The sequence below is a fragment of the Phenylobacterium sp. genome, from assembly GCF_036723115.1.
Lineage (GTDB): Bacteria > Pseudomonadota > Alphaproteobacteria > Caulobacterales > Caulobacteraceae > Phenylobacterium.
On sequence record NZ_DAIMHV010000055.1, the window covers coordinates 1 to 17,098 of the forward strand.

Annotated in this window: 12 protein-coding genes; 10 read left to right on the forward strand and 2 right to left on the reverse strand. The window is 69.8% G+C overall.

Annotated elements, in window-relative coordinates; genetic code table 11:
- Positions 1–218: 218 nt before the first annotated feature.
- Positions 219–701: an Lrp/AsnC family transcriptional regulator gene (locus V7D28_RS07745; protein ID WP_333586804.1), complete on the reverse strand. Its 483-nt coding sequence runs from the start codon at positions 699–701 to the stop codon at positions 219–221.
- Between the two features lie 162 nt (positions 702–863).
- Here V7D28_RS07745 and V7D28_RS07750 point away from each other — a divergent pair, with 162 nt between their 5' ends.
- From V7D28_RS07750 to V7D28_RS07780, 7 genes are all read left to right on the forward strand, one after another.
- A complete protein-coding gene (locus V7D28_RS07750; RefSeq protein ID WP_333586805.1) occupies positions 864–2,033 on the forward strand; it encodes a pyridoxal phosphate-dependent aminotransferase in 1,170 nt (389 codons plus the stop codon).
- A gap of 170 nt (positions 2,034–2,203) precedes the next feature.
- A complete protein-coding gene (locus V7D28_RS07755; RefSeq protein ID WP_333586806.1) occupies positions 2,204–5,191 on the forward strand; it encodes a TonB-dependent receptor domain-containing protein in 2,988 nt (995 codons plus the stop codon).
- Positions 5,192–5,345: 154 nt separating this feature from the next.
- On the forward strand, positions 5,346–6,305 hold the full coding sequence (locus tag V7D28_RS07760; protein WP_333586807.1) for an ornithine cyclodeaminase family protein: 960 nt from the start codon (positions 5,346–5,348) through the stop codon (positions 6,303–6,305).
- Entirely contained in the window at positions 6,305–7,252 is a 948-nt protein-coding gene (locus tag V7D28_RS07765) for an ornithine cyclodeaminase family protein (protein WP_333586808.1), read from the forward strand. The genes V7D28_RS07760 and V7D28_RS07765 overlap by 1 nt, the downstream gene beginning before the upstream one ends.
- Complete coding sequence (locus V7D28_RS07770; RefSeq protein WP_333586809.1) at positions 7,253–8,659, forward strand: amidohydrolase family protein; 1,407 nt, start codon at positions 7,253–7,255, stop codon at positions 8,657–8,659.
- The gene (locus tag V7D28_RS07775) at positions 8,656–9,939 is read left to right on the forward strand and encodes an amidohydrolase family protein (RefSeq protein ID WP_333586810.1); all 1,284 of its coding nucleotides are present in this window, start codon (positions 8,656–8,658) and stop codon (positions 9,937–9,939) included. The genes V7D28_RS07770 and V7D28_RS07775 overlap by 4 nt, the downstream gene beginning before the upstream one ends.
- A gap of 20 nt (positions 9,940–9,959) precedes the next feature.
- Entirely contained in the window at positions 9,960–11,435 is a 1,476-nt protein-coding gene (locus tag V7D28_RS07780; RefSeq protein ID WP_333586811.1) for a S10 family serine carboxypeptidase-like protein, read from the forward strand.
- Here V7D28_RS07780 and V7D28_RS07785 read toward each other — a convergent pair.
- Positions 11,432–12,916, reverse strand: a complete 1,485-nt coding sequence (locus V7D28_RS07785; protein ID WP_333586812.1) for a S10 family peptidase — start codon at positions 12,914–12,916, stop codon at positions 11,432–11,434. The two genes, V7D28_RS07780 and V7D28_RS07785, sit on opposite strands and share 4 nt — an antisense overlap.
- A 237-nt stretch (positions 12,917–13,153) precedes the next feature.
- On the opposite strand from V7D28_RS07785, the gene V7D28_RS07790 reads away from it, so the two are divergent.
- From V7D28_RS07790 to V7D28_RS07800, 3 genes are all read left to right on the forward strand, one after another.
- Positions 13,154–14,641: a S10 family peptidase gene (locus V7D28_RS07790; RefSeq protein WP_333586813.1), complete on the forward strand. Its 1,488-nt coding sequence runs from the start codon at positions 13,154–13,156 to the stop codon at positions 14,639–14,641.
- Positions 14,642–14,646: 5 nt separating this feature from the next.
- A complete protein-coding gene (locus V7D28_RS07795; protein ID WP_333586814.1) occupies positions 14,647–16,671 on the forward strand; it encodes an amidohydrolase family protein in 2,025 nt (674 codons plus the stop codon).
- Positions 16,668–17,098: hypothetical protein (locus tag V7D28_RS07800; protein WP_333586815.1), on the forward strand; the 431-nt coding region annotated here is incomplete at its 3' end. The genes V7D28_RS07795 and V7D28_RS07800, both read left to right, overlap by 4 nt.

Below are 17,098 nucleotides of genomic sequence, written 5' to 3' on the forward strand. Positions count from 1 at the left end.
CTGCCGGGGCCAGACCTGGCCGCGCTGAGGCTGCGGCTGCGGCGGGGGCGTTGACCAGGGCTGGTCCAGCGACGGCCGTGGCCACCAGGGCGCGACGAGTGAACGACATGAAGCCTCCTGAGCTGGAAGCCTAACCCCGCGCCTGCGAAAATTTCAGTCTCATTGTCGCGCAGGTTCGAGCAGGGCTGGAACAATTATGCAGCGGGGCGTCCGCCCGCTCAGCGGAACTGCCTCGCCCGCAGGGGCACGGCGGTGGTGCTCTTGGACTCGGCCAGGGTCACGATGGAGCGGACATCGACCACGCCGGGCAGCTTGAGCAGGACGGCGAAGATGAAGTCCTGATACCAGGCCACGTCCGGCGCCATGATCTTCAGCATGGCGTCCATCTCCCCGAAGACGGTCCAGCACTCCAGGATTTCGGGAATGTTGTTGATGGCCTTGTAGAAGTTCTCGCGCTCTTCCTCGCTGAGGGTCGTCATCTTCACCTGGGCGAAGATCTGCATGGTGAAGCCGAGCTTCTTGTGATCGACGATGGCCACCACCGCCTTGATATAGCCCTCCTCGCGCAGGCGCTGGATGCGCCGCCAGCAGGGCGACTGGGACAGGCCCACGCGCTCAGCCAGTTCGGCGGTGGAGAGCGAGGCGTCCCTCTGCATCAGGTCGAGGATCTTGATGTCGATGGGGTCCAGGGTGAATGGCATATCTTATGTCGCTCGGTTTCCTTCTGTGCATAGCGGATGCGCGCGCCGCCCCTGTCAAGCAGCACAAAGACAAGAAAATCCATCTGCCGGGATTAGTATCTCAGACGGCCCATGGCGTGCGTTCTTCGCCCGGCCGCGTGCAGCGTATCGACGGGGGACCCTTTGACTTTCGAACGCGCGGCCGACCGCCGCGACGCCCTCGCTGCGCCGCCGGAAACCTATACGCGCTGGGTGCGCACGACCCTCGCCCGAGTGGCCGGTGAGGCCGACGCCGGCATACTGTTCGACTCAACCATTTCTGAGCCCACCGAGCTGCTGGCCGGCGTGGTGCGGCGCGCTTTCAACGGTCAGGTGACAGACCGATACGAAAGCGTCTTCTCGGCCGGCAACCGCTATGTCGCCCGCGCCGTGGCGGCCCGCTATGGCGTCGCGCCCACCCAGGTGATCGCCGCCACGGGCGCCACCAGCGCCATGGCCATGGCCATCCGGGCCTTTGTGCGGCGGGGCGACCATGTGGTGGTGGAATCCCCGTGCTTCGACCTGCTGCCCGCCCTGGCCCGCGAGGCAGGCGCGGAGGTGAGCTTTGTCAGCCGGCCGCCGCCGGCCTTTGACCTCGACCCCGCCGCTCTCCAGGCGGCGCTGCGGCCCAACACCGCGCTCGTCCTGCTCACCCAGCTGCACAACCCCTCCGGCGCGCGCCTGTCTCCCGATGCGCTGGAGGCCCTTGCGACGGTGACCCGCAAGGCCGGGGTTCCGCTGCTGGTGGACGAGGTCTATGCCGACTTCGCCGGTCCTGAGGCCAGCGCCTGGAGCGGCGTCCCCGGCGTCATGGTGGCCAACAGCCTGACCAAGGTTCACGGCCTCTTCGCCCTCAAGTGCGGCTGGCTGGTGGGGTCGCCCGACCATGTGGCGCGGGTCGAGGCGGCCAATCCGCAGGGCGATCTGGGGGTCTCCAAACTCGCCCACGCGGTGGCGGCCCTGGTCCTGGAGGACCTGGCGCCCTTCGAGGCCCATTGGCGCTCCGTGCTGGACCGGTCGCGCGCGGTCATGGCGCGCCATGCCGAGGCCATGCGCCGGGCCGGGCTTATCGAAGGGGCGCTGCCGCAGGACGGCTGCATGTTCTTCCCGAGGATCTGCGGGGTGAGCGACACCCTGGCCCTGGCCGAGCAGCTCTGGACGCAGGATCACCTGGCCGTGGCCCCGGGAGAGCACTTCGGCCTGGGCGGCCATATCCGCCTGGGCTTTGGCGGCGACGCCGAGGCCCTGGATCGTGGCTTGGCCCGCCTCTCCGCAGCGCTCGCCGCGCGAGTCCCGAAAAGCGCGCATAGCTGATGCGTCAGCTTGGTGGCGTCTGCATGACCAATCTGTGTCGCGAGCTGACGGGCCCGTGAAACGCAAAGAAATACCGTGCCTTCATCGCTAGGCTGATCAACAAGCCAAGCTCGCGCAGTCGGGCAGCTTCGGGGTCAGGCAGTCATCGACAGAGAAGTTTGGGGGTTAGAATGAAGATCTATTCGGCGAAGGGGCTCATGCTGGCCTCCAGCGTTCTCGGCGGCGCGGTCCTCCTGGCCATGGCCAGCGTGGCGCCGGCTCGGGCGCAGACGGCCTCGACCGAGGCTGACGTGGTCCAGGAAGTGGTGGTCACCGGCTCGCGCATCCGGCGCGTGGAGACCAACACCGAGGCGCCGGTGACGATCATCGACGCCCAGACGATTTCAGACCGCGGTTTTGTTTCGGCCGGCCAGGCGCTCAACGAGCTGACGGCCACGGTCCCGTCCTTCCCGCAGGCCGACGGCTCCGGCGCGAGCTCGGGCAGCGGTCAGCAGTTCCCCAACCTGTTCGGCCTGGGCGCTGGACGGACGCTCACCCTGGTCAATGGGCGCCGTTTCGTCACCTCCTCGCGGGGCTTTGGCGCCGTCAGCGCCTCGAACCCCAATGCGGGCGAGCGGGTGGTCGACACCAACATCATCCCCACCGGCCTGATCGAGCGGATCGACGTGGTCCAGGCGGGCGGGGCGGCGGTCTATGGCTCCGACGCCATCGCAGGCGTGATCAACTATGTGCTCAAGGACAACTTCCAGGGCCTGGAATTCGACGCCTATTACGGCCTCTCGTCGCGGGACGACTATCCGCAGTCCAGCCTGCGCCTGACGGGCGGCCGCAACTTCCTGGACGACCGCGGCAATGTGGCGGTCAATCTGGAGTGGTCGAAGACCGACTCCCTGCTGGACTATGACCGGCCCTTCACGGCCCTCGGCCGCCTGACCGGCACCAACCCGGCCAATACGGGGCCCAGCGACGGCATTCCGGCCCTGGCGGAGATCATCGGCGCCCGCTTCTGGCCGTTCAACTATAATGGTCTGCTGTTCACCCCGGCCGCGGCGCCTGTCCCGACCTTCATCGTCAGCCAGAACGGAACGCCGCTTCAGTTCAATGCCGCCGGCACGGCCCTGATCCCCTACAATACCGGTGTCCGCTTCGGCGTGCCCTTCGCCTCCGGCGGCGACGGCTGGGACTACCGTGAGATCGCCTCGCTGCGCACCGGGGTGGAGCGCTGGACCGCCAATGTCATCGGCCACTACGACATCACCGACCGGGTGCGCTTCACCACAGAGTTGATGTACGCCGAGACCGAGGGCCGCAATCCCTATGGCACCTATTTCAGCACCACCGTGCTGAACAACGCCGCCAGCGGCGCCGGCCCCATCTCGATCAACCGCAGCAACCCCTACATCACCGACGCCGTGCGCGCCGTGATCGGGGCCGGCGGCCCGCCGATCTTCCTGTCCAAGGTGTGGGGCGACGACCTGCTGCCCACCCGCGAAGTGGTCACCAACACCGAGACCTATCGCATCCTGGCCGGCCTTGAAGGCGACTTCGATATCGGCGAGCGCAACTTCTATTGGACGTTGAGCGCCAGCCGCGGCCAGACCGAGGGCGAGCAGCAGGGCTGGAGCGTGCACACCGCGCGGTTCGCCAACGCCGTGAACGCGGTGCGCAACAGCGCCGGCAACATCGTCTGCGCCATCAACGCCGACGCCACCACCGCCAATGACGATCCGGCCTGCGCGCCGCTCAACCCCTTCGGCGTGGGCAACGCGAGCTGGGAATCCCGTCGCTACGTGACCATTCCGGTGGGCGAAGAGTTCCTCAACACCCAGGACGCCTATCTGGCCACCCTGGGCGGGCAGCTGGTGGACCTGCCGGCCGGCCCGGCCCGGTTCAGCGTCGCCTATGAGCGCCGCGAAGAGTCGGCCAAGTTCACGCCGTCGCCTGCCGAACAGCGGGGCCTGGTGGGCTCCGGCGTGCCGACGCTGGCGGCGCGGGCCGGCTACAACACCAACGAATGGTCGGGCGAACTGCTGGTCCCGGTGCTGGGCGGCGACTTCAGCCTGCCCTTCGCCCAGGCGCTGGAGCTGAACGGCGCCTATCGCTGGGTCGACCACTCCATCGCCGGCGAAGAGACCGTCTGGGGGGCCGGCCTCCGGTGGGAAGTCATCGACGGCTTGAGCTTCCGGGCGTCCAAGAGCCGCAACTTCCGGGCGCCGACCCTGAACCAGCTCTTCGCCCCCACCCGGGTGGCCCTGGGCTCGGTGGGCATCGACCCCTGCGACTTCCGCTACATCAGCGCCGGCCCCAACCCCTCTGTGCGTCGCACCAACTGTCAGGCGGAGTGGGCGGCGCGGGGTTATGGCAACCTGGCCACCTTCCAGAACGACTCCACCAACTTCAGCTCGGCCCTGGTCACCACCGGCGGCAATCCGAACCTGAAGAACGAGCTGTCGGACACGGTCACCTACGGGGTGGTCTTCCAGCCGAGCTTCGTGCCGGGCCTGACCATCGTGGTGGACCGGGTGGAGGTCGATCTCACCGACGGCCTGTCGCCCTTCCTGCCCACCGACTTCCTGCAGACCTGCTATGACGCCGCGGTCCGTCCCGCCGACGTGTGCGGAACCTTCACCCGGAACGCTCAGGGCCAGGTGGTCTCCGCCCTGAACACCACGTTCAACGCCGGCGAGATCACCTATCGGGGCGAGGTCTACAACATCAACTACGTCTTCCCGGTGGGCCGCTTCTTCGGCGATCGGGACATGGGCACGCTGGAGCTGAACGCCGAAGCGACCCACACCGCCAAGATGGAAGTCTCCGTCACCGGCGCCGACCGGACGCGGCGGGACAACACCCTGGCCCAGCCGGACTGGACCGGCCGGTTCGACGCCCGCTATCGCCGCGGCGCCCTGCGCGCCACCTACACGATGAACTACATCTCCGAGGTGCTCTTCGCCCAAGGGGACACCATCGAGCAGCGCGAGCACTGGCTGATCGACGCCAATATCCGCCACAACGCCTCGGCCTCGTATGACTTCGGGACCTATGTGCTGCGCGGCGGCGTGAACAACTTCACCGACGAGGCGCCGTCCTACCCGACCCGGACCCACGGCGATATCATCGGCCGCTACTACTTCATGGGCCTGACCGCCCGCTTCTAGAAGCGGGTCGGCGGGACCAGCTGGCGGGTCTGGCCCTGGCGCCGGACCCCGCCTTCGAGACGTCGGGTCAGGTCCCTCCACCTGGCCTTCGGCAGGGCGACGCCTCCGACCCACGGGGCGTCGCCCAAGTCATGATCCGGCAGGAGTGCAAGCCTTGGCCCAATCCATCGGCGGTCTCGACATCTGGAGCGCCGAGGCCGTGCGCGAGGCGCTGACGCCGGCCGCGGCCCTGCCGGTGGTCCGCCAGGCCATGATCGACCTTTCGGCCGGCCGGGTGCGCCAGCTTCTGCGCAGCTTCATCGGCCTCGGCGAGGGGCGCACCTTCGCCATCATGCCCGCGGCCCTGGAACAGCCGGCCGTGTTCGGCGCCAAGCTGGTCAGCGTCTTCCACGACGGGACGGGCCGCAAGGCGCACGAGGGTCTGGTCGTACTGTTCGACGGCGAGAGCGGCGCCCCGGTCTGTCTGGCCGATGCGGGCGAGGTGACGGCCATCCGCACCGCCGCGGCCTCGGCGGCCGCCACGGACGCCCTCGCCCTTCCCGAAGCCCGGGTGCTGACCATCCTGGGCGGCGGACGACAGGCGCAGGAGCATGTCCGCGCCCTGTCGCTTGTGCGGGATTTCACCGATATCCGGATCTGGAGCCGCCAGGGCGCGCAGAGCCGCGCCCTCGCCGACAGCCTGGCCGTCGCCACCGGTCTTCCGGTGCGCGCGGCTGAAGAGGCTCGGGACGCGGTGGCCGACGCCCAAGTGATCTGCACCGTGACGGCGGCGGCCGATCCCATCCTGTTCGGAGAATGGGTGGCGCCTGGAACCCACGTCAATCTTGTGGGCTCCAGCGGTCCGGCCCAGGCCGAGGCGGACACGGACCTTGTGGCGCGCTCGCGCTACATCGTCGATCACCGCGAACACGTGCTGGCCCATGGGGGCGAGTTCCTGCGCGCCCGGCAGGCGGGGCGCATCGATGAGGCCCACATCGCCGCCGAGATCGGCCAGGTGTTCAGCGGCGCGGTTCCTGGGCGCGCCGACCCCGACGAAGTGACCCTCTACAAGTCTCTGGGCCATGCGGTTCAGGACCTTGCCTGCGTGGCCTGGCTGAACGGGCGGGCGCGCTGATGCGGGTGATCGATCAGGCCGAGGTGCGGCGGCGGCTGACCTTCGAGATGTGCGTTCCTCTGGTCCGCCAGGCCATGATCGCCCTGTCGCGGGGCGAGACCCGCCAGTTGCTGCGCACCATCATTCCCCTGGGCGAAGGCCGCGCCTTCGGGGTCATGCCCGGCGCCCTGGGGGAACGCGCCGTCTTCGGCGCCAAGCTGGTCAGCGTCTATCCGGAGAATTTCGCCCAGGGCCGGCAGTCCCACCAGGGCCTGGTGGTGCTGTTCGACGGGGAGGCCGGACGGCCCGTCTGCGTCGCCCATGCCGGGGAGATCACCGCCATCCGCACGGCCGCGGCCAGCGCCGTGGCCACGGACGCCCTGGCCCGGCCCGAGGCCTCGCGGCTGGCTCTGCTGGGTTATGGCGAGCAGGCCTACACCCATGCCTGCGCGCTGTCGAAGGTGCGCCGGCTCGAGGCGCTCAGCGTCTGGGGCCGCTCGTCTGAGCGGGCCCAGGCTTTCGCCCGCCGCATCACTGAGGATCTCGGCCTGCCGTGCGAGGCCCGTCCCACGGCGCAGGCCGCGGTCGCCCAGGCCGACATGGTCTGCACCGTGACCAACGCCGCCGAGCCGATCCTCAAGGGCGCCTGGCTGGCGCCGGGGACCCATGTGAACCTGGTGGGCTCGAGCTATGCCGGCCCGTCTGAAGCCGATGTGGACCTGGTGGCCGCCGCCCGCTTCATCGCCGACAGCCGCGAAGGCGTGCTGGCCCAGGGGGCGGAGTTCCTGAACGCCAAGGCCGCGGGCCTTGTGGACGACGGCCATGTGGTGGGCGAGATCGGCCAGGTCCTGGCGGGCGATCTGCCGGGACGCCAGTCGCCAGACCAGATCACCGTCTATAAGTCCCTGGGGCACGTGGTTCAGGATCTGGCCGCGGCCGAGGCCCTCTATCGCAGTCAAGGAGCCTAGATGCCGGGCAAGCGTCTCAATCCCCTCAGCCTGCCCGCCCTGGCGCTGTCGGGCGCCCTGCTGGCGGGCTGTGCGAGCCTCGAAGCCCCGGCGGCTCCGCCTGCGAGCGTCTCCGCCCCCGTGACGCAGATCGTCGGCGACCAGTCCCAGCCGCCCTTTCCGGCCACCTATCGGCCCAAGGCCTCCGAGCCCTTCGCCATCATCAACGCCAAAATCTATACCGGCGCCGGCCCGCTGATCGAGAACGGCGGCCTGCTGGTGCGCGACGGGCGGATCGTTCAGGTGGGGACGGGTCTGGCGCCGCCGGAGGGCGTTCGCGTGATCGACGCCGCCGGCCGCTGGCTGACGCCGGGCATTGTCGATCCCCACGCCCATATCGGCGTCGGCTCCAGTCCGGTGGAGGCCAATGGCGACGGCTCCAATGAGAGCGGCCCGAACGCCTCGGGCGTCTGGGTGGAGCACTCGCTCTGGACGCAGGACCCCATGTTCGAGCGGGCTCTGGCGGCGGGCGTCACCACCATCATGATCCTTCCCGGGTCGGCCAACCTGTTCAATGGCCGCACGGTGACGGTGAAGAACGTTCCGGCCCTGTCGCCGCAGCAGATGAAGTTCCCCGGCGCGCCCTACGGCCTGAAGGTCGCCTGCGGCGAAAACCCCACCAGCGGAGCGGGGGGCAAGCCGAGCACGCGGGCGGGCGGCATGCTGGCCTATCGCACCACGCTGACGGCCGCGGCGAACTACCTTCAGCAACGCAAGGGCGGAGGCCGGATCGACCCGGCCCTGGAGACCATAGCTGGCGCGCTGAACGGCGATGTGAAGGTTCACATCCACTGCTACCGCGCCGACGAGATGTTGCAGATGATCGATCTGGCCCACGAATTCGGGTTCAAGATCGCCGGATTCCACCACGCCCTGGAGGCCTTCAAGATCGCCCCGGTCCTGGCGCGGGAAGCCATTCCGGTGATCACCTGGTCGGGGGACTGGTCGGGCTACAAGATGGAGGCCTTCGACTCCGTCATGGAGAATGCGGCCTTCATCCACGCCGCCGGCGGCCTGGCGGCCATGCACTCCGACAATGTGATGCTGATGCAGCACCTCAACCAGGAGGCGGCGCGGGCCATGACCGCCGGCCAGGAGGCGGGCCTGGATATCAGACCCGAAGACGCCATCGCCTGGATCACCCTCAACCCGGCCCGCATCATCGGCGTCGACCAGGAGACAGGCTCCCTGGAGGCCGGCAAGGCCGCCGACCTGATCCTGTGGGACCAGGACCCGCTCAGCGTCTATTCCCGCCCCGACCTCGTCTTCATCGACGGGGTGCTATGGCATGACCGCAGCCGCACGCCTGGCCCGCCCCGGTCGGACTTCGAACTCGGCCACAGCCGCCGGCCGGGGGACCAGCCGTGATCGCGCGCCTGATCCTGGCGGGGCTGCTCGCCTTCACCGCCGCCCCGGCCCTGGCCGAGACCCTGGCCATTGTGGGCGCGCGGGTGGTGACCCTGGGCCCGGCCGGAGACCTGCCTTCGGCCACTGTGGTGGTCCGCGACGGCAAGATCGCCGCTGTGGGGACCGCCGCCGCCGCTCCCGCCGGCGCCCGCGTCATCGACGGCCAGGGACTGGTTTTGACCCCAGGCCTGGTGGCCACGGTGACGCCCCTGGCCCTGAACGACACCATCGGCAGCGGTTATGGCGGGCTCGGCTCGCGCAACCCGCGCCTCAGCGCGGCCTTCGATGTCCTGCCGGACGTGAACCCCACCTCGCCGCAGATTCCTGAGGCGCGGATCGAGGGGGTGACCCGGGCCATCGTCGCCCCCAATCCTCCCGGCGGCCCCAGTGGCGAGGCCTATCGCATCTTTGGCGGTCTGGCGGGCCTGATCACCCTGGGCGAAGGGCAGGGGCCGGCCCTGGCGCCGGCGCTGGCCGTGGTCAGCGGGGCGGGGTCCGGCGGCGCGGCGGCGGCCGGCGGCTCCCGCGGCGCCTGGCGCACCCTGCTCGACCAGTCCATGGCGCTCGCCAGGGACTCGCAGCGCGCGCCCGAACGGGTAAGCGCCGAACGCTTGGCCGAGCTTTCCCTCTCCCGGGCCGATCTTGCGGCCCTGGTCCCCGTGGCGGCGGGGCGGCGGCCCCTGCTGGTGGAGGTCAACCGCGCCTCGGACATCCGCAACGTCCTGGCCGCGGCTGAAGCCAACCGGATCCGGGTGGTTCTCTCCGGCGCGGCGGAGGCCTGGATGGTGGCCGATGAGATCGCCCGCGCCCGGGTCCCGGTGATCCTGGACGCCGAGGACAATCAGGCCTTCACCTTCGAGAGCCTCAACGCCAACTACCGCAACGCCGCCATCCTGCACGAGGCCGGCGTGCTGGTGGCCTTCAAGCCGGGCATTGCGCGCATCGTCTTCCAGATCCGCACGCCACGCTTCCTGGCCGGGCGCACCGTGCCCTTCGGCCTGCCCTGGGAGGAGGCGCTGAAGGCCATCACCCTCAATCCGGCCCGCATCTTCGGCTTCGCCGACCGGTCGGGCTCCATCGAGACGGGCAAGGACGCTGATTTGGTCCTGTGGAGCGGCGATCCCCTGGAGACCACCACCGTGGCCCGGCTGGTGATCATCGGCGGCGAGATCCAGCCCGCCACAGCCCGAAACCGCCTGCTGCGCGACCGCTATCTCGGCGACGTGCGGCCCGTTCCCTGACCTTGGCGAGGACGCCCCCCATGCCCCTTCTGACGCGCCGCACCCTGGGCCTTGGCCTGGCCGCCGCCGGCCTGCTCGCCCCGCACGCCCTGGCCGCAGGCGAGTCTTCCACGCCTCCGGCGGCGATGATCGAGGACCGCGTGACCATCGGATCGCGCGCCGTGGCCTATCGCGCCATCGCCGCCGAGCAGGTGCTGCGCGGGGCGGGGGGCGAGGCCGAGGCCACCTTCTTCGGCCTGTCCTATCTGGCCCTGCCGGCGGACCCGCGCCGACCGGTGACCTTCCTGTTCAACGGCGGCCCCGGCGGAGCCACCATCGCCCTGCGCGAAGGCCTGGGCCCCAAGGTCACCGTCAATGCGGAGGGGGGCGAGGGCTTCGCCTTTGTCGACAATCCCGACAGCATCCTTGATGTCACCGACCTGGTGTTCGTCGATCCGGCGGGCGTGGGCTACAGCCGCTTCCTGAACGAGGCCGCCAAGCCCCGCTATTACGGGGTGGAGGAGGACGCCCGCGCCGTGGCGGCCTTCATCCAGGCCTGGCTCAAGCTGCACGGCCGCGAGGCCTCGCCCAAATTCCTGGTGGGCGAGAGCTATGCTGGAGTGCGGGTGGGCGTGGTGGCGCGCCTCCTGGCCGAGGCGCCCGAGCCCGTGGACTTCCAGGGCGTGGTCCTGGTCTCGCCCTCCACCGCCACCCGGGGGCGCGAACCCCTGGCCCCGGCCGCCGACCCGGCCATTCGCGTCCTGCCGAGCCAGGCGGCCGCCGCGCACTATCACGGCAAGGGGGATCATACGGCCCGGCCGGTGCTGGAGGTCACCCTGGAGGCCCAGGCCTTCGCCGAAGGTCCCTACGCCCAGGCCTTAGCGGCCGGCGAGGCCCTGAGCCCGCAAGACCGCCAGGCCATCGCCGCCCAGGCGGCCGGCTATCTGGGCTTTGCGCCAGACGTGATCGCTGCGGCCGGTCTGCGCCTGGACCGGGAGCGGTTCATGCGCGAACTGCTGGCTGACGAGGCCGCCCGGATCGGTCTGTCCGACGCCCGCGCCAAGGCGCCCCTGGCGGTCACCGAGACGAAGCGGCCGCCGTATGACGACCCCTCCACCTCGCCCTATACGCTCACCTATGACCTGACAGCGGCCAATGAGGGCTTCTATCGCCAGCTCCTGGGGTACCAGCCGCTCAGCCCCTATGTGCGGCTGTCCTATGAGGCCAACGGCCAGTGGAACTGGGAGGTGGAGGGCGGCCCGCTCTCCATGCCGCTGGTGTTCAAGGACCTGATGGCGCGCGCCCCGCAGATGCGGGTCGCCCTGCTGCTGGGCGCCTATGACCTCAACATCCCCTATGCCGGGCCGCTGTCGGAATATCTGGCCGCGGATCTGCCGCAGGACCGCTTCGAGCATCGCCTCTATGCCGCAGGCCACGCCGTCTTCTCCGACGCCGCCACCCGCGCCGGCGCCAGCGACGACCTGCGCCGTTTCTATGCGGCGGCTATCGGGGGTTAGAAGCCCGCGCCCGTCACGAAACGGCGGATGTCGTCATTGAAGCCCTTGAGGGTGGCTTCGTCGGTATAGGCCATGTGGCCGCCCACATATTCGCGCTGGATGACGCGGTCCCGGGGCCAGGCGCTGCGGGTGACCATGTAGCGGGCCGGGCCAACGGTGGTGGTCAGGTCATAGACCCCGGTGCCGATCATCAGGCGGAAGTCGGGATTGGCGGCGAAGGCCTTGTCCAGCTCGGCCGGATAGTCGAAATCCAGGAAGGGCCCGCCGGGGCCAAGCGTCCCATTCCATTCCCAGCCGCGGGTGTCGGGGGCCGAGGGCCGGTAGTCCTCGGCCGGCCAGGGCACGTTCAGGAATTGGGCGTAGTGCTCCAGCATGGTGGGCTGGATGGCCTGCATGGGCTTGGCCGAGGGGTCGGGCAGGCGCTCCCCGGGGCCGGGGACCCGGTCCACATAGCGGGCGTCATAGGTTCCCAGGCGCAGGCCCTGGTCCTTCAGCAGCTCCTGGGCGAAGGCCACCTTGGTGATGGCCAGATCGTTGGCCAGGTAATAGTCCGCCGAAATGCCGGTGAGCGCCTGCAGGCGGACGGCCACCGCGGCGCGCTCGGCGGCGGGCAGGTCGTAGCCGCGGACCAGGGCCTGGAGATAGTCGCCCATCCCCCAGGCATAGGACTCATCGATGATCTCGCTCACCGGCCGGTCGCTGCGTTCGGCGCGACCGTGATAGGCCGCGATGGCCGCCAGAGCGGGCAGGTTGGTGGCGTAGGCCAGGGCGTTCTTGGCCCGCTGGCTGGTCTCGATCATGTTCGAGGCCTGTCCAAACAGGAAGACCCCGGCCAGGGGCGACTCCGCGGCCAGCAGGCCGGCCATCACCGTGGCGCGGATGGAGCCGTAGCTCTCGCCCAGCACATACTTCGGCGAGGCCTCGCGGCCATTGTCCCGCGACCACTGGAGGACGAAGTCGGCCACCGAGCGGGCGTCGCCGTCCACGGAATAGAAGTAGCCGCGATCGGCGCCGGGCAGGACGCGGGAAAAGCCTGTCTCGGCCGGATCGATCATCACCAGATCGGCCACGTCCAGAATGGCGTCGGGATTGTCCACCCGCTGCGGCGCGGGCTCCGGCGCGGAAAGGTCCTGGGCCACCAGGGCGCGCTTGGGACCCAGGGCCAGCATGTGCAGGGTGGCCGACGAACTGCTCGGCCCGCCGTTGAAGGCGAAGACCACCGGCCGGCTGGCCGTCGCGCCCTGGCGCACATAGGCCGTGCTGACGAACCGCGCGGCGGGGCGGCCGTCTGCGTCGTTCACCAGGGTCTCGGCCACCGTGGCCACATAGTCCACGCGCCTGCCGTTGAAGCGTCCGCTGTGGCGCGTCACGAAGGGCGGCGCAGACGGCTGTGACCCTTGCGCGGCGGCGGTCCCGGCGGCCGCCAGAAGGCCGATCGCGGCGCCCGCGCCCAGCAGGTCCCGCTTGGTCATCGCCGTCATGTTCGCCCCCTTGGTGCGCCTTGATCCCACTGCAGAATAGGAGGGGCGGGGCGGCATTTCTTGTCAAACTCCGCCGGCCGCGCTCCGTCGGGCGCATAGCCTATGTCGGCTTCGACCGAGCTGTTGCATTAAACCTGTCGCGCTCGGAGTGTCGCTCCGCCACTTCGAATAGAAATGCCAGCCCGAGCCATTAGGATATTGCGTGCCTTAACCTGCGTCCAAACCGGGGGGACGACGTTGTCATCACGCCTTGCGACCCTGCTGGCGAGCCTGCTCCTGGCCAGCGCCGTCGCGCCCGTCGCCGCCCGCGCGGAAAGCCCCGCGGCCGTTGCGCCCACCCCGTTACGCGCAGAGACGCGACATGTGGGCCGTTTCAACGGACAGGAGGTCAGATACCGCGCCGTGGTCGCCGAAACCCTGCTGCCCGACCGATCGGGCGCTCCGGCGGCGGTCGTCGTCACCACCGCCTATCTGCGCGAGGATGCGGAGCCTGCGGCCGCCCGGCCGGTGATGTTCATCTTCAATGGCGGACCCGGCGCCTCGACCACGCCCCTGCACTTCGGCGCCTTTGGCCCCATGCGCCGCCTGGGCCAGGGGGCGGGCCAGGTGATGGTCGCCAATCCCGACAGTCCCCTGGACGCCGTCGACCTGGTGTTCATCGACCCCGTGGGCACGGGCTACAGCCGCCCCTTGGCAGGCCATGACGGCCAGGCCTTCTGGAGCCGCAGCGGGGATGCGGCTTCTGTCAGCCAGGTGATCGCCGACTGGCTGACGACCCACGGCCGCGAGGCCTCGCCGCGCTATCTGCTGGGCCAGTCCTATGGGACGACCCGGGCGGCCCTGGTGGTCCGGCAAGGTCAGGTCAAGTTCGACGGGGTGCTGCTGTTCGCCCTGGTGGGCAATGTGGACGGGCTGGAAATGCCCTATATCACCAGCCTGCCCAGCTTCGCCACCGTCGCCTGGTGGCACCAGAAGATCGACCGGGCCGGGCGCAGCGCCGAGCAGGTCTATGCCGAGGCGGTGGCGTTCGCCCGCACCGACTACGTCCAGGCCCTGATCCGCGGCGCCAGCCTGCCCGCGGCCGAGCGCGAGGCGCTCGCCCAGCGGATGAGCGCCCTGATCGGCCTGCCCGCCCAACTGATCCTGGCTAAGGATCTGCGCCTCTCCAACAATGACTTCATGTTCAACCTGCTGGCCGATCAGGGTTTGCGCACCGGCCAGCTGGACGGCCGGGCCACCGCGCGTCTCGACGCCCCGCCGCAGCGCCCGCCCATGGACGATCCCGGGCTGAACTTCAGCCTGGAGCCGGCGCCGGCGGTCTCCGCCGCGCCCCCCAAGGTAGGCGGGATCGCCGCCCAGAGCCGGGAGCCGGCCGCGCTCGAGGCCTATTTCCGAGACACCCTCGGCTTCGACGCCCCGGTCACCTACAACTCGCTCAATCTCGACGTGAACGCGGCCTGGGATCATGAGGGCTTCACCGACGCCAACCGCTTCCTCGGCGAGGCCATGCAGGCCGATCCGAACCTGCGCCTTTTCTGGGCCTCGGGCCTGTTCGACCTCACCACGCCGGCCTATCGCGGCCGATATGTGCTGGACCAGTCCGGCGCGCCGCCCGAGCGCCTGACGCACGCTCAGTTTTCCGGCGGCCATTCGGTGTTCACCGAGGAAGCCAACCGCCAGGCCCTGGCCCAGGCGGTGCGCGACTTCGTCCGCCCCAAGGAGTAATCGCCATGTTCCTGCGCCTTATCGCTCTGGGCTGCGCGGCCGCCGCCCTGATGGCCGGACAGGCCCTGGCCGAGGTGAGCCGCTACACCGTGATCGCCAATGGCGAGCGGGTGGGGCATCTGACTGCCGAAACCGACGGCGCGGCCGTCAAGATCGACTATGCGGTCAGCAACAACGGTCGCGGTCCCCAGGCGCGTGAGACCATAGTCCTGGACGCCGCGGGCCTGCCCATCGACTGGACCATCGAAGGCTCTTCCCTGTTCGGGGCGCCGGTGTCGGAGCGCTTCACCTGGACAGACGGCCAGGCGGTCTGGGCTTCGGCGCCCGATGCGGGCCAGGTGGCCGCGCCTGCGCCCATCCTCTACGCCCCCGCCGACGCCAGCCCCTGGATCGAGGGCCAGATGGCCCGCGTGCTGCTCAATACGCCAGGGCGGAGCCTGCCGGTCCTGCCCTCTGGCGTGGTCCGCCTGGAGGAGGTACGCAAGCTCACCCTGGGCGAGGGCGATCGCGCCCGCGACCTTACGGTCTATGCCCTGAGCGGCCTGGATCTGGCCCCGTCCTACGTGACCCTGGACGCCGAGGGCCAGCTCTTCGCCGTGGGCGGGCTGATCCGGGAAGGCTATGAGGCCGAGCTTGAGACCCTGCGGGCCATGGACCGCGACCTGGGCCTGCAGCGCGCCAAGGCGGCCCGCGAGAAGCTGGCGCACAGCTTCGAGGGGCCGGTGCGCATCCGCAATGTCCGGGTCTTCGATCCCGAGCTGCTGGCTCTCACCGGTCCCTCCGACGTGGTGATCTCCGGCGAGAAGATCGTGGAGGTGACGCCGCACAGGCCCGGTCGAGCCCGCGGAGCCGAGACGGTGATCGAGGGCGAGGGCGGCACGCTGCTGGCCGGGCTGCACGACATGCACCACCACACCAGCCTGTCCTCGGCCCTCTTCAACCTGGCCGCCGGCGTCACCGCCGTCCGCGATCAGGGCAATGAGAACGAGACCCTGCTGAGCTGGATCGACCTGATGGCGGCTGGCGAGCTGGCCGGTCCGCGCATCGTGCGCAACGGCTTTCTGGAAGGGCGCAGCCCCTATTCGGCGCGCACCGGCGTCGTCGTCGACAGCCTGGAGGAGGCTCTGAAGGCGGTCGAGTGGTACGACGAGAACGGCTATTGGCAGATCAAGATCTACAACTCCTTCAATCCCGACTGGGTGGCCCCCACCATCGCCGCGGCCAAGGCCCGGGGCATGGGGGTGAGCGGCCACGTTCCGGCCTTTTCCTCCCCCGACCGGGTGATCGAGGAGGGCTATGACGACATCGCCCACGTCAACCAGCTGATGCTGGGCTGGCTGCTGTCGCCGGATGAAGACACCCGCACCCCCCTGCGCCTGACCGGCATGGCGAGGGGGGCGGACCTTGATCTCGCCAGCCCGAAGGTCCGTCGCACTGTCGCCCTCATGCGCGAGCAGGGCGTGGCGCTGGACACCACCGCCGTCATTCTGGAGCGGCTGATGCTGAGCCGTTCAGGCGAGGTCAATCCGGGCGACGCGCCCTATCTCGATCACGTCCCCATCGGCTATCAGCGCTATCGCAAGCGCGGCTTCGTCACCCTTGAGCATCCCCACGACCATTCCCGCTATATGGGCGGGTTCGACCGCGTGCTGGAGACCCTGAAGCTGCTGGACGACGAGGGTGTCCAGCTTCTGCCCGGAACCGACGACGGCACCGGCTTCACCACCCATCGCGAGCTGGAACTCTATGTGAAGGCGGGAATCTCTCCGGCCAAGACGCTGCGCCTGGCCACCTATGACGCCGAGCGCTACTTCGGCCGCACCGACGAGCTCGGCTCGGTGGCGCCGGGCAAGCTCGCCGACCTCATCCTGGTGGACGGCGATCCCGTGGCCGACATCCGCGCCATCCGCCAGGTGCGCATGACCATGGTGGGCGGGGTCGCCTACTTCCCAGCCGAGATCTATGACCACCTGGCCATCCGGCCTTTCGCCAGCGCGCCGGTGGTGCGCAAGCCCGGGCGGGCGCGATGAGGCGGCCAGGTTTCGTCGCGGGTCTCGCAGCGGCGGCCGCCGGTCTGTCCGTCGGCGCCCAGGCCCAGGAGTTCGCCTCCACCTTCAAGCCCCTGATGGGGCCGGACGGAGAGGTCTCGGCCATCGCCGTCCGCTCGGTCCTGAAGGACGGGCCAACCATGGAGGGCCCCTTCCAGCTGTCGGCGCCCGTGGTCTATGCCGGCGTGGGCGGCATCGCCGAGCGGGTCAAGGCCCTGCGCGTGACCGATGCGACGGGAGAGCTGTCGCTCACCGCCCAGGACGACCCGGCCGCGCCCGGCGGATTCCCCTATTTCCGCCGCTGGCGGGCCGACCGGCCGGTCGTCTATCCGGTGACCCTGGACTATGTCTCGCAGGTCCAGCCGGCCGGGGCGCCGGGTGGGCCGCCCTTCGGCATTCGCCCCTCCGG